A 13,030-nucleotide genomic window follows, 5' to 3' on the forward strand; every position below is an offset into this window, starting at 1 on the left:
GGCCAAGCCCACCGCCGACGGCGTGCGCGAACCGCTCAACCGTCGCGCCACCATCGACATCAACTTCTAAGACAGGCGAAGGATCGACCCGGTTTCACCGGGTCGATCCCGCCGATCTCGAAGCTGAAGAGCTGAACGCCGTCTCCGAAAGGGGGCGGCGTTTCTGTTTGCGGAGGGGGTGTCTGCGACAGGTCGCCCCCCGTGCCGTGTCTTCCAGCATGTGGCGGCGGAAGAGGACGGAGGGGCGGCGCGGCGTCTCAGCCGGCTGTATTGGTCAGAGCCGGAGCTTGCGCGGCGGATGTAGGCAGAGAGGGGGCGAGAAGGGCCTCGCCGGCCGTGATCACGAGGGTGGCGCTCAGGACGGCGCAGATCACAGCGACTGCTGCGAGTGTCAGACTCTTGGCCAGGTCCCGGTCATCCGGCGTCATGGTTCCTCCCCCGACGTCCTTCTGGGAGGATCACGACGCGCGCGGGGATGCAAGTCACGGAACGGTGTCGGGCGGACAAAAGGCGGCGTCGCGAGACGCCGCCTTCCGGATTGCGGATTGTTCTGAAAGCCTCAGCCGGTAAAAGGCCGGATCAGAATCTCGACGCGGCGGTTCTGGGCCTTGCCTTCGGGAGTCGCATTGGACGCCACGGGGTTCCGAGAGCTGGCGCCGGCGACATAAAGGCGCTCGGCCAGGACGCCGCGACGCACGAGTTCCGCCGCCACGCTGCTGGCGCGGCGCTCCGACAGGGGCTGGTTGATCGCATCGCCACCCGAGGAATCCGTATGACCGATCACGTCGATGGTGGAGCGATCATATTCCTGCAGCACCCGGGCGACGTCATCGAGCACGGGCAGGAAGCGCGGGTCGATCGAATACTGGTTGGTGGCGAAGGTGACGTCGGACGGCATGCGGAGCACCAGATTGTCGCCCTGGCGCGCCACGCCGACGCCGGTGCCGGAGAGCTGAGCCTCCATGGCGCGTTGCTGGCGGTCCATATACTGACCGACCGCAGCGCCGCCCAGCGCGCCGACGCCCGCGCCGATCAGGGCGTTCTTACGACCCTGTTCGCCGTTGGATGTATTGGTCAGATAGCCGAGCAGGGCTCCGCCCAGGGCGCCCGCGATGGCGCCGGTTCCGGTGTTGTTGCGGACGGGGGTTGAGCGATAGGGGTCGGTGGTGGTGCAGGCCGCCGCGCCCAGTAGGGCGGCGATGGAGACACCGGCGACGAAAATCTTGGCGCGCATGGATTGGTCCTTCCGATTGGCAGTCTGGCGCGAGAAACGCCCCCCTACTGTCTAGGTTCCAAGCTGTACCTTAGGTGAACGGGCGAGCGGTTCTTGCGGGACCGACGGCTTGAACCTGACAGGGGCGCGGAATGGGGGTAAGGAACCGCCGCACATTGTCTGAACAAGGACGACGCCCGTGAGCGCGATCTCGGCCCCAACCGCCGCCTCAACCATCACCCCTGTCTCCATGACCTTGTATGACAAGGATTTTCAGGCGTTCAGCGATGAGCTGGGCGCCTCCTTCACCCGGTTCGGCTTTGGGGTTGTGGCCGACCATGGTCTGGACGAGGTGCGTATTGCCGCCGCGATCGACGCCGCCAAGACCTTCTTCGCCCTGCCGGAAGCCACCAAACGCCAGTACCACCAGCCGGGAACCGGCGGGGCGCGGGGTCTGACCCCGTTCGGTGTCGAGGCGGCCAAGGGGGCGACCGCCGTGGATCTGAAGGAATTCTGGCACGTTGGTCGCGAACTGCCGCAGGACCATCCGTACCGCCGCTTCATGCGAGACAACCTTTGGCCCGAGGAGGTGCCCGGTTTCCGCGACCATCTTTACGGCATGTATGAGGATCTCGACGCGCTGGGGCGGCGCATTCTCCGGGCCATCGCGCGGTACCTCAAGCTGAGCGACGACTATTTTGACGACAAGGTCGAGATGGGCAACAGCGTCCTTCGCATGTTGCACTATCCGCCGGTGCCCGCCGATGCGCCGGGCGTGCGGGCCGGCGCCCACGAGGACATCAACGTCATCACCCTGCTGCTGGGCGCCGAAGAGGCTGGGCTGCAGCTGAAGGAGAAGGACGGCAGCTGGCTGGACATTGCGCCGCCGGCGGGCGCCCTGGTGGTCAATATCGGCGACATGCTGCAACGGTTAACCAACCACGTCCTGCCGTCGACGACGCACCGGGTGGTCAATCCCGCGCCCGAACGTCGGGGCTTCGCCCGCTATTCGACGCCCTTCTTCCTGCATTTCAACCCGGACTTCCCGATTGAGACGCTGCCGAGCACGATCACGCCGGACAATCCCGATCGCTATGCCGGCAAGACCATTCTGGCAGAGGACTATCTGACCGAACGTCTGCGCGAAATCCGCCTGCTCTGAGGCGAGTCGTCCCTAGCGGGAGATGCGCAGCCGGGTGATGTCCCGTCCGATGTCTCGGAAGGCGTCGGAAAGGTCGGTGGAGCTGGACGCCTGGAAAGCCCGGTCGGGGTTGGTGGCGCACCGCGCCATCAGCTCGCCGGCGGAATCGATCGGACCGGTCATATTCTGGGCTGCGCCGATATCGAAGCCGACCGTATAGACGATGACGCCGGCGGCCTTCATGTTTTGACAGAGCCGATAGGCTTGGTCGAAGGAAGAGCCGTTGGTGGCGGGCTGGTTGATATGGGTGTCCGCCCCGCCGCTGCCGACCCCTGCGTCTCCGGCGATCACGCCCCGGAAATAGGGGGTGTTGAACTCCCCGTCGGTCATCAGCACGACGGCCTTCAAGGTCTTGGTCGAGTCATAGGCGGCGGGCGCGCCTGCGCCTGACCATAGGCCGAAGGTCGGCGAAACCAGATACCAGCCCCAAGCCAAACCGATATGGCCCGCCGTCGATCCGACCGCCGACATTCCGTTGATGGCGTCGGTCAGGGTCTTCTTGACGTTGGTCAGGGGGACGATTCGGGAGGCCGGGCAGGCGTTGCCGGTTCCGGCGTAGCTTCGTCCAACCCAGGACGAGGTGGACGGGGCCGCATCCGTATAGGCCTGCGCCCCGGCTCTTTCCGACACGCAGGTCGTTCCGGGAAAGCGCGTCCAGGTTCCTGCCGCATTGACGAAATCTCGGTTCGAACAGCCGTCCACGCCGCAGACCAGCTGGCCGCCCGACGTATAGGCGGCTCCGCCCATGGGGGCGTTCGCCAATTGGGCTTGAGAGGCGTCGAGCGCCAAGGTCGCCGTGGTCGCGCTGACGCCGGCGACGCGGAAACCGATGTCATTCAACTGGCTGAGGCCGCCCATGCCGCTCAGGACAGCGGCGTCCCCATCGGGCGAGAGGCCGTGGCGGGCCATTGTAATGACGATGTTGCAGTCCGCCCGGGCGCATTTGGCGACATAGGCCCGGCCTGAGAAGGCGGAATAGTAGCGGGTGTCCCTATCGACGAGGCTGAAGGTGTTTGTCGTGGCGTTGCCAACTGTAAGAGCTATGCCGTTCAGGCCCCCCATCGTCTCCGCGCTCCAGATCGTCACGATGTCGCCGTTTTTGAACCCGTGCTTCGAAGCGGTGACCACCGGGGTGTAGGCGCGGGTGATGCTGGTGATCGTCTTGACCGAGCCCGTCAGCCAGGTCGCCGCGGTGATGGATTGGGTGCTGGAGGCGAGCGCTCCGCGCGCCCTATCAGCATAGGTGTCGCCTACATTGACGCCCATGGAATATGGAGCCAGGGCCACCTTGGAATAGAAGGGCGACTGGTTGTCTTGGACGACGATGTCGATCAGCTCCTTGGCCGCCGACTTCAGATTGTCGATCTTGCGGCCGCTTGAGCAACTGGCGGCGCAGTCGTTCATCGAGCCGGTGATGTCCAGGACCAGGGCCACCTCCACATCGCGCGAGGAGCGGTTGACCTCGGATCGCACCGAGACGGGCAGGGTGTCGTCCAGCAGTTGGCCGTAGGGCGGAAGCACGATGTTGGCGACCAGGGTCTTTACCCGCCCCTGAGCGGTGGCGATGACGACGCTCTTGTCGTTCATGGCGACCTGAACGTCGCCGTCCTGAACCGGCTCGAGCTCAATCCCCTTCAGATTGGCGCGAAGATTGACCAGGGTGATGCTCTTCAGCTCTTCCGGCGTCGTATAGGGAGACCGCGCGGCGGCCAGGGCGGCGGCGTCCAGGGCGTCCTGAAACTGGGCCTTGGCCGTGGTTATGCGGTGAATGTCGACGCCGCCCAGGGCCAGCATGACGATGACGGGCAGGCTGAGAGCGAAGATGATCGCCACATTGCCGCGCCGGTCGCCGCCCAGCCGGAAGGCCAGGGCCCGAAGGCCGCTGAGGACCTTGTGGATCGGTTGTGGCGCCAATGTCGTCGCTTCCTTACAGGCGCGAGCCGCCCGCATGAGGCCACAATGGCCTCATGCGGTTAAAGGAAGGCTGACGGATCGCGGTTAACAGACCCGGCCTAAGGACCGTCTTCAGGCCTGCGACCAGCCGCAGTCATGGCCGCGGTTTTGGACCGTCAGCCATTGATTCAAAGGGGCGAAATAGTCGGCGACCGCCGAGGCGTCGTTCCGCGTCTCGCCGGTGAAAGCCTCGAGCGCCTCGGGCCAGGGCTTGGACTGGCCCATTTCCAGCATGGCGTTGAAACGGGCGCCGACGTCCTTGTTCCCGTAAACCGAGCAGCGGTGCAGGGGGCCGGTCCAGCCGGCCTGTTTGCAGGCCGCGCGCTGGAACTGGAACTGGTAGATGTGGGCCAGGAAGTAGCGGGTGTAAGGGGTGTTGCCCGGCACATGGTATTTGGCGCCCGGGTCGAAAGCATTGGCCGGTCGCGGGCCCGGCGGAACCAGGCCCTGGTATTTCAGCATGTCGGCGGTCCAGGCGGCGTTGTACTGGTCCGGCGTGGTCTCGCCCGAGAAAACGCCCCAGCGCCAGCGGTCGACCATCAGGCCGAAGGGCAGGAAGGCGATCTTGTCCAGCGCCATCTTCAGCAGGAAGGGAATGTCCTCTTCCGCCCCCGGCGTCGTCTTCAAAAGGCCGATCTGGTTCAGATAGGTGGGGGTCAGGGCCGACAGGCCGACGAAGTCGCCGATGGCCTCGTGGAAGCCGTCATTCGCGCCGTTGCGGAACAGCATCGGCTGGTTCTTGTAGGCGCGCTGGTAGTAGTTGTGACCCAGCTCGTGGTGGACGGTGTAGAAGTCGTCGCCGTTGACGTTGGTGCACATCTTGATGCGGATGTCGTCGGCGTTGTCGAGATCCCAGGCTGAGGCGTGGCAGACGACCTCACGGTCGCGGGGGCGCACGATCTGGCTGCGTTCCCAGAAGGTCTGGGGCAGAGGATCGAGGCCCAGCGAAACGTAGAAGCCTTCGCCCGTCCTGACCATTTTCACCGGGTCGTAGTCGGCGGATTTGAGCAATTCGGTCAGGTCGTAGCTGGAGGCGCCGCCGCTGGTCGGGGCCACGACATCATAGATATTGCCCCATTGCTGCGACCACATATTGCCCAGCAGATCGGCGCGGATCGGGCCGTGGTCGGGTTGAACGGCGTCGCCGTATTTGGCGTTCAGCCGGGCGCGGACATAGCAGTGAAGGTTCTCGTAGAAGGGCTTGACCTGGGCCCAGAGCCGATCGGTCTCCTCGGCGAAGTCGTCGGCGGGCATGTCGTAGCCCGACCGCCACAGGGCGCCGGTGTCGGAAAAGCCCAGTTCGCGCGCCCCCTCGTTGGCGATCTCGACCATGCGGGCGTAGTCGTTCTTCATCACCGGCGAGATGGTGCGCCAGCCCTCGTAGAGGGCCTTGGTTTCGTTCGGGTCGCGGCTGTCGGCCAGGATCAGCGAGGCCTCGTCCAGGGTGATCTGCCGTCCCTTGAAGTCGAACTTGCCGGTCGAATAGGTCGAATCCAGACGGGTGGTGATCTGCGACAGCTCCTCGGCGGCGCCGGGGCGGTTCGGGGCGGGCAGGACGATGCCGAGCCGCAGCAGGTTCAGCTTGCGGCGGACCACCGGATCGACTGCGACGTCGTTGAACTTGGCCGCCTGGTTGGCGAACTGGACCTGGAGCTCGGTCGCCTCGGCGTTGACCTTGGATTCCAGCCACATGGTGTCGAAGGTGATGTTGGTGGCCCGGGCCCACTGCACCCGGGCGGCGTATTCGCCGAAGGTCAGCATCTTGGCCTCGGCGTCGGCGACGAACTGGGTCGCGCCTTCGGCGGTCGTGGGGTAGTCGGCCCTCAGGCCGGTGGCGGTGACCGGGGCGGGAGTGAAGGTCTGGGCGCCGGCTTCGGCCTGAAGCGGCAGAGCCTTGTCCGGGGTCGGGGCGGCGGCGCAGCCGGCGGCGAAGGCGAGGGCGCAGACCGCAGCGGCGGTCGTCATCTGACGCTTCATGATGGATCTCCTGAACAGCGGGCGCAGGAGAGGTCAGGGGCGGCGCCGCGTCAAGCGGGGCGGTTCAGCGGGGATCATTCTGGGCTACCGGCCTTCGGCCTACTTGAGCCGTCTCCGGGCTACCGGCCTTCGGCCTGCTTGAGCCGGACGCAGCTGTCCAGGCCGTCATTGCGCACCGTTCCCATGGCGGCCTGGATGCGGGCGGCGCGGCGACGGACGTAGGGGCCGGGGGCTGCGGCCTGATAGCGGCGCGGCGCCGGCAGGATGGCGGCGAGGCGCGCCGCCTCGCGCCGGCTCAGGTCGGCGGCGTCCTTGCCGAACCAGTGCTGGGCCGCCGCCTGGGCGCCGTAGACGCCCGGCGCCCATTCGACGACGTTCAGATAGACCTCCATGATCCGCCGCTTGGACCAGACGGTCTCGATCAGGACGGTGTATCCGGCCTCAAAGCCTTTGCGGACCCAGTCGCGGCCGGGCCACAGGAAGACGTTCTTGGCCGTCTGCTGGCTGATGGTGGAGCCGCCCCGGATGCGCCCGCCCTCGGCGTTGTGGTCCAGGGCCTTCTGGATGGCCTCCATGTCGAAGCCGTGGTGGCTGCAGAAGCGGGCGTCCTCGGCGGCGATGGCGGCGTCGACCAGATGGGGCGAAATCTGCTTCAGCCCGCGCCACTGGTAGTCCAGCCCCTCGCCGCGCACGGCTTGGCGCAGCATCAGGATGGTGGGCAGGGGCGGGAAGAGGGCGACCCAGAGGACGCCGCCGACCGGCACGGTGGTCAGGATGGCGGCGGCGATGACGACCGCCCGGAGCCAGGATGGACGAGGCCACCTCGCCATCAGAGGATCGCCACCCCGGCGGCCCCGTCCTCGTCGGCCCAGGCGACCGCATCAGCCGCCGGGCTGAGGCAGAGGGCGACGATGACCGGGCCCTTGTTGGCCTTGACGAAGTTCAGGCCCTGGGCGGCCGGATGGGCGACCCAGACCCGGCCGTCGGTCAGGCCGGCGGCCAGCAGGCCGTGGTTCACGCGGGCCGAGACCAGATTGATCAGGCTGGCCTCGTCATAGCCGATCTCGGTCGCCTCGCGGCCCATCGGGCCGTTGGAGCCGATGAAGGGCCAAAGCACGGCGCCCTGGGCGCCCGAGGTGGCCAGCAGCTGGCCGTTCGCCAGGAAGGCCAGGGAGCGGACCTTGGATGGATAGCCGCCCATCCGCAGATTCTTGGCGTCCTTCAGCCGCCAGCCGTGAAGCTGATTATCCTGCATGGTGGTGACGACGAAGGCGCCGTCGGGCGAGAAGGCCACGCCGGTGTGCGACCCGGCCCAGCTCAGCCTGGTCGGCTGCTGCTTCTCGATCCGGGCGTACCAGAGGGCCGCGCCGCCGTAGGTCGAGGCGGCGATGCGCCGTCCCTTGGGTTCGAAGGCCACGCCGGAGACGGTGCGTTCATGCTGGAAGTCGCGCCGGAAACCCGGTTCGGACGGATCGATCACCGACAGGGTGCGCCCCCAGGAAAAGGCGATCAGGCCCGACGCTGGCGAGGCGTCCACGGCGTCGATCCACTGGTTCTTCGCCTCGGCCAAGACCGCAGGCTCGACGCCGGGGCGGCTCCAGACCAGCCGACCGTCGTCGCCGCCGGTCACCACCCCTTCGCCGGACGGATGAACCGCGGCGCACAGGACGGCGCCGTCATGCGCCTGGACCGTCGCGCCGTCGGCGAACCGGACCGAGCCGTCGCCGAGGGCGAAGACGGCGCCGGTGTTGTCGAACAGGGCGGCGGTGACCTGGGCGTCGAATGCGAAGTTCATGCGCGAGGCGTTAGCCGGTTGCAGGGGCGGGGGCAAATGGGGGAGAACAAGTCATCCGTTTCTCCCCCCCCCCGGAACGGGGAGAGAGAATGCGGGTGCGCCCTCAGACCGGATCTGTCGGCTTGGGTTCGACCGGGGCCGGGGCGGCCTGGGCTTGGACCGGCTCCTCCGGAAGGGGGATGAACTCCAGATCGTCCTCGCTCGGGAGTTTCATCCGACCGGCCTTCCAGTCGGCCTTGGCCTGGTCGATGCGGGCCTGGCTGGAGGCGACGAAGTTCCACCAGATCAGCCGTTCGCCCACCGGCTCGCCGCCAAGGACCATGACGGTCGATTGCACTAGGGCCTTGACCGTCGGCTCGGCCGTCGGCTCCAGCACGATCATCTGGCCTTCATGGAAGGTGCGGTCGCCCACTTCGATCGCCCCCTTGGCCACGAACAGAGCGCGCTCGCTCATGCCGCCGCCGCCCTTGCCCGGAGGCGGAGCGGTGCGGACGCCGGGCTGAAGCTCCCAGTGCACATAGAAGAGGGGCGAGGACACCGGCGCGCTCGCCTTGGCGCCATAGGCTTCTCCGGCCACCAGACGCGCGAACAGGCCGCCGTTCTCATAGGAAGGCTGGGCGTCCTCGCCCAGATGATGAAAGGAGGGGTCGATTTCCTCGGCCTCGTCGGGCAGGGCGACCCAGGCCTGCATGCCGTGCATCGGCCCGCCGCGGCTCTTCTTCAGTGGATCGGTGCGCTCGGAATGGACGATGCCCTTGCCGGCCGTCATCCAGTTCACCTCGCCGGGGCGGATGGGCTGGTTATAGCCGAGATTGTCGTGGTGCAGGATCTCGCCCTCGAACAGATAGGTGAGGGTCGACAGGCCGATGTGGGGGTGCGGCCGCACATCAATGGCGGCGGCGCCCGGCGCAAACTCGGCCGGGCCCATCTGATCCAGGAAGATGAAGGGCCCGACCATCCGGCGCGAATGGAAGGGCAGGACGCGGCCGACCTCGAACCCGCCCAGGTCCTTACGGCGCGCGTCGATCACCAGTTCGATCATGTTCGGCATCCCCTCGGCGGAAGACGCCGCCGAACGGTCTTATCCGACGTGAGGGGTCACTATGCCAAGAGGCAGGGCGGTCACGTTCTTCACGCCGCGGGTGACGATATGGCTCTCGCAGTCTGAGACGATGCCCAGGGCCAGCAGCTTTTCGCGCAGGAACTTGTCGAAGGCGTGCATGTCGGAGGTGATGATTCGCAGCACATAGTCCTCGCGGCCCGTGATGGTGGCGCACTGGACCACTTCCGGCCATTTGGCGACCGCCGCCTCGAAGATGTCGAGGTTCTCGGCCGAGGGCAGCATCAGTTTGACGATGGCGTAGACCTCGAAATCCAGGCCCAGCAGCTTGGCGTTCAGCAGGGTGACGCGCTTGGTGATCAGGCCGGAATCTTCCAGCCGTTTGATGCGCCGCCAGCAGGGCGAGGCCGACAAGCCGACCCGATCCGCCACTTCGGCGACCGACAGTCCGGCGTCTTGTTGCAGGATATCCAGGATCCGGGCGTCGATGGGATCGAGTTCGTCCGCCAATGCGTTTCTCCGATTGTGGTTATGGCGAAATAAAATACCCTAAATAGGGATTTTGCAAGGTCAATTTGAGCGAGCGCCTGCTTAGGGGCCGTGTTATCACACGTCCAGAGGAAACACGGACGCATCCTCCGAACGGAACCGGACGCCCGCATGAACGACAAAATGAGCCAAAAGAACAGTCGCCCCCTTTCTTTGCGCGTGCCTGAACCCTCGGGTCGGCCGGGCGACGCGCCGGATTTTAGCCATCTGACGATGGACCCCGCCGGAGCCGTGGATCGGCCGGAGGTTTCGACGGCGCCCTATGAGATGCGCGATCACGCCTTTCGACTGATCCGGGTGCTGGACGAGGATGGAAACGCCGTCGGGCCGTGGAATCCGCGCCTGGACCCCGAGACACTTCGTCGCGGCCTGAAGGCCATGATCCTGACCCGCGCCTTCGACGACCGGATGCACCGCGCCCACCGTCAGGGCAAGACCAGCTTCTATATGAAGTGCACCGGCGAGGAGGCCATCGCAGTCGCCCAAGGCATGATCCTGAGCCGCGAGGACATGGGCTTCCCCACCTATCGCCAGCAGGGGCTGCTGATCGCGCGCGGCTATCCGCTGACGGCGATGATGAACCAGATCTATTCCAACGCCGAAGACCCGATCAAAGGCCGCCAGCTGCCGATCATGTATTCGGCCAAGGACTACGGCTTCTTCACCATCAGCGGCAATCTGGGCACCCAGGTCCCCCAGGCGGTCGGCTGGGCCATGGCCAGCGCCTACAAGGGCGACGACAAGATCGCCATCAGCTGGATCGGCGACGGCGCCACGGCCGAGGGCGACTTCCACAACGCCCTGACCTTCGCATCCGTCTATCGCGCCCCGGTCATCCTGAACATCGTCAACAACCAGTGGGCCATCAGCTCCTTCCAGGGCATCGCCGGCGGGCTGGAGACCACCTTCGCCTCCAAGGCCATCGGCTACGGCCTGCCGGCCCTGCGGGTGGACGGCAACGACTTTCTTGCGGTGTGGGCCGCGACCCAGTGGGCCGAGGAGCGCGCCCGCTCGAACCAAGGGGCGACGGTGATCGAGCTGTTCACCTATCGCGGCGCCCCGCATTCGACCTCGGACGACCCCAGCCGCTATCGCCCCGGCGACGAGCACGAGAAATGGCCGCTGGGCGATCCGATCGAGCGGCTGCGCCAGCATCTGACGCTGATCGGCGAATGGGATGATGAGCGCCACACGGCGGCGCTCAAGGAGGCGGTCGAACAGGTTCGCGCCGCCGGCAAGGAGTCCGAGGCCATCGGCACCCTGGGCCAGTCGCGTCCCAGCGTGAAGACCATGTTCGAGGAGGTCTATGCGACCGAGGACTGGCGCCTGGTCGAACAGCGTCGCGAGGTGGGGGTCTGATCATGAGCGAGCAAACCACCTTTATCGAAGCGGATCGTACTGACGGAGTCGAACCGGACATGGTCGATCAGAACGCCGCTCCCGCTTCGGAAGCGACCGGCGCCGGCGTCATTCCGATGAACATGATCCAGGCCCTGAACTCGGCCCTGGACGTCAAGATGGCCGAGGATCCGAACGTCCTGTCGTTCGGCGAGGACGCCGGCTATTTCGGCGGGGTCTTCCGCGTCACCGACAAGCTGCAGCAGAAGCACGGCCTGACCCGCAGCTTCGACGCCCCGATCAGCGAATGCGGCATCGTCGCCGCCGCCATCGGCATGGGCGCCTATGGCCTGCGCCCGGTCGTCGAGATCCAGTTCGCCGACTACATCTATCCGGCCTATGACCAGATCGTCTCCGAAGCGGCCAAGATGCGCTATCGCTCGGGCGGTCAGTTCACCAGCCCGATTACGATTCGCAGCCCCTACGGCGGCGGCATCTTCGGCGGTCAGACCCACAGCCAGTCGCCGGAAAGCCTGTTCACCCATATCGCGGGGCTGAAGGTCGTCATTCCGTCCAACCCCTATGACGCCAAGGGCCTGTTGATCGCCGCCGTCGAGGATGACGACCCGGTCGTCTTCTTCGAGCCGAAACGTCTGTACAACGGCCCGTTCGACGGCTGGCACGAGAAGCCGGTCTCGCCGTGGAAGGCGCAAGAATTGGCGCAGGTTCCGACGGGCAAATATGTCGAGCCGATCGGCAAGGCGCGCGTGATGCGCGAAGGAAACGACGTCACCATCCTGGCCTATGGCACAATGGTCTGGGTGGCGCTGGCGGGAGCCGAACACGCCGGCGTGGACGCCGAGGTGATCGACCTGCGCTCGCTCGTGCCGCTGGACATCGAGGCCATCGAGGCCAGCGTGAAAAAGACCGGCCGATGCGTCATCGTGCACGAGGCGCCCAAGACCTCGGGCTTCGGCGGCGAACTGTCGGCCCTGGTGCAGGAGCGTTGCTTCTATCACCTGGAGGCGCCGATCGCGCGCGTCACCGGCTGGGACACCCCCTATCCCCATGCTTTCGAATGGGAATATTTCCCCGGACCGCAACGGGTTTCAGACGCCGCGAAGAGCGTCATGGCCGGAGGACGTTAAGATGGGTCGTTTCGTCTTCAAACTGCCCGACGTGGGCGAAGGCACCGCCGAGGCCGAACTGGTCGGCTGGCACGTCAAGGTCGGCGATACGGTCGCCGAGGACCAGATCGTCGCCGACGTGATGACCGACAAGGCCACCGTAGAGATCACCGCGCCTGTGTCCGGCAAGGTCATCGCCCTGCACGGCGAGCCCGGCGCCATGGTGCCGGTGCGCGGGCCGTTGGTCGAGTTCGAGGTCGAGGGGGCGGGGAATGCGGAAGAGAGCCCCTCCGTCTCTCCGCTGCGCTCCGAGCCACCTCCCCCCGCTTCGCGCGGGGAGGAGACAGTAGCGGCATCGTCTCCTCCCCACGCCAGTGGGGAGGGGGACCGCGCGAAGCGGGGTGGAGGGGCTCCTGACGCCCCCCAGGCCTCCACCGGCAACTATGTCTTCAAGCTGCCCGACGTCGGCGAAGGCACGGCCGAGGCCGAACTGGTCGGCTGGCACGTCAAGGTCGGGGATGCGGTCGAGGAAGACCAGATCCTGGCCGACGTCATGACCGACAAGGCCACGGTCGAGATCACCTCGCCGGTCGCCGGAACGGTCGTCGCCCTGTACGGCGAGGAGGGCAAGGCCGTGCCGGTCGGCGGGCCGCTGGTGGCCTTCGATGTGGCCGGGGCCGGCAATGTCGCCAAGAGCCCCGTTCAGGCCCCCTCCGTCGCCTCCGGCGCTGCTTCCCCCAAGGGGGGAGGATCGACGCCGGCAGCCCCACCAAAATCTCCCCCCCCTGGGGGGAGCACCCGCGCAGCGGGGGAGGGG

Annotated in this window: 11 protein-coding genes; 4 read left to right on the plus strand and 7 right to left on the minus strand. The window is 66.5% G+C overall.

The genetic code is table 11. From position 1 onward, the window contains the following. Positions 1 to 559: 559 nt before the first annotated feature. Positions 560 to 1,234, minus strand: coding sequence for a YiaD family glycine zipper/OmpA-like lipoprotein (locus AC07XS_RS15135; protein ID WP_152949280.1), 675 nt, complete (start codon positions 1,232 to 1,234; stop codon positions 560 to 562). A gap of 229 nt (positions 1,235 to 1,463) precedes the next feature. On the opposite strand from AC07XS_RS15135, the gene AC07XS_RS15140 reads away from it, so the two are divergent. Beyond that, entirely contained in the window at positions 1,464 to 2,375 is a 912-nt protein-coding gene (locus AC07XS_RS15140) for an isopenicillin N synthase family dioxygenase (RefSeq protein WP_182715108.1), read from the plus strand. 12 nt (positions 2,376 to 2,387) lie between these two features. Here AC07XS_RS15140 and AC07XS_RS15145 read toward each other — a convergent pair whose 3' ends face one another. The 6 genes from AC07XS_RS15145 to AC07XS_RS15170 all read right to left on the minus strand — a co-directional run bounded on the left by AC07XS_RS15145 (position 2,388) and on the right by AC07XS_RS15170 (position 9,709). Then, entirely contained in the window at positions 2,388 to 4,328 is a 1,941-nt protein-coding gene (locus AC07XS_RS15145; protein ID WP_054764445.1) for a pilus assembly protein TadG-related protein, read from the minus strand. 111 nt (positions 4,329 to 4,439) lie between these two features. Beyond that, complete coding sequence (locus AC07XS_RS15150) at positions 4,440 to 6,344, minus strand: M2 family metallopeptidase (protein WP_054764446.1); 1,905 nt, start codon at positions 6,342 to 6,344, stop codon at positions 4,440 to 4,442. A 119-nt stretch (positions 6,345 to 6,463) separates the two neighbouring features. Beyond that, the gene (gene mtgA, locus AC07XS_RS15155) at positions 6,464 to 7,174 is read right to left on the minus strand and encodes a monofunctional biosynthetic peptidoglycan transglycosylase (protein WP_054764447.1); all 711 of its coding nucleotides are present in this window, start codon (positions 7,172 to 7,174) and stop codon (positions 6,464 to 6,466) included. Beyond that, positions 7,174 to 8,139 carry a WD40 repeat domain-containing protein gene (locus AC07XS_RS15160; RefSeq protein WP_054764448.1) on the minus strand — a complete coding sequence of 322 codons (966 nt, stop codon included), beginning with the start codon at positions 8,137 to 8,139 and terminating at the stop codon, positions 7,174 to 7,176. Before AC07XS_RS15160 ends, mtgA begins: the two co-directional genes overlap by 1 nt. Positions 8,140 to 8,242: 103 nt before the next feature. Further along, the gene (locus AC07XS_RS15165) at positions 8,243 to 9,181 is read right to left on the minus strand and encodes a pirin family protein (protein ID WP_182715105.1); all 939 of its coding nucleotides are present in this window, start codon (positions 9,179 to 9,181) and stop codon (positions 8,243 to 8,245) included. A 39-nt stretch (positions 9,182 to 9,220) separates the two neighbouring features. Then, positions 9,221 to 9,709, minus strand: coding sequence for an Lrp/AsnC family transcriptional regulator (locus AC07XS_RS15170; protein WP_054764449.1), 489 nt, complete (start codon positions 9,707 to 9,709; stop codon positions 9,221 to 9,223). Positions 9,710 to 9,859: 150 nt separating this feature from the next. Between AC07XS_RS15170 and AC07XS_RS15175 the strand changes: the two genes are divergently transcribed. The 3 genes from AC07XS_RS15175 to AC07XS_RS15185 form a co-directional block, all read left to right on the plus strand. Further along, positions 9,860 to 11,107, plus strand: coding sequence for a 3-methyl-2-oxobutanoate dehydrogenase (2-methylpropanoyl-transferring) subunit alpha (locus tag AC07XS_RS15175; protein WP_182715104.1), 1,248 nt, complete (start codon positions 9,860 to 9,862; stop codon positions 11,105 to 11,107). Between the two features lie 2 nt (positions 11,108 to 11,109). Continuing rightward, positions 11,110 to 12,234, plus strand: coding sequence for an alpha-ketoacid dehydrogenase subunit beta (locus tag AC07XS_RS15180; RefSeq protein WP_182715103.1), 1,125 nt, complete (start codon positions 11,110 to 11,112; stop codon positions 12,232 to 12,234). A gap of 1 nt (position 12,235) precedes the next feature. Beyond that, on the plus strand, positions 12,236 to 13,030 hold a 795-nt coding region (locus AC07XS_RS15185; RefSeq protein WP_321208168.1), incomplete at its 3' end, for a biotin/lipoyl-containing protein.

Source organism: Brevundimonas sp. GW456-12-10-14-LB3 (assembly GCF_059424365.1).

What these genes read in the sequence shown, in the direction of transcription:
- AC07XS_RS15135 (WP_152949280.1), bottom strand. Translation starts at nt 1,234, where the DNA reads ATGCGCGCCAAGATTTTCGTCGCCGGTGTCTCCATCGCCGCCCTACTG.
- AC07XS_RS15140 (WP_182715108.1), top strand. Translation starts at nt 1,464, where the DNA reads ATGACCTTGTATGACAAGGATTTTCAGGCGTTCAGCGATGAGCTGGGC.
- AC07XS_RS15150 (WP_054764446.1), bottom strand. Translation starts at nt 6,344, where the DNA reads ATGAAGCGTCAGATGACGACCGCCGCTGCGGTCTGCGCCCTCGCCTTC.
- mtgA (WP_054764447.1), bottom strand. Translation starts at nt 7,174, where the DNA reads ATGGCGAGGTGGCCTCGTCCATCCTGGCTCCGGGCGGTCGTCATCGCC.
- AC07XS_RS15160 (WP_054764448.1), bottom strand. Translation starts at nt 8,139, where the DNA reads ATGAACTTCGCATTCGACGCCCAGGTCACCGCCGCCCTGTTCGACAAC.
- AC07XS_RS15165 (WP_182715105.1), bottom strand. Translation starts at nt 9,181, where the DNA reads ATGATCGAACTGGTGATCGACGCGCGCCGTAAGGACCTGGGCGGGTTC.
- AC07XS_RS15175 (WP_182715104.1), top strand. Translation starts at nt 9,860, where the DNA reads ATGAACGACAAAATGAGCCAAAAGAACAGTCGCCCCCTTTCTTTGCGC.
- AC07XS_RS15180 (WP_182715103.1), top strand. Translation starts at nt 11,110, where the DNA reads ATGAGCGAGCAAACCACCTTTATCGAAGCGGATCGTACTGACGGAGTC.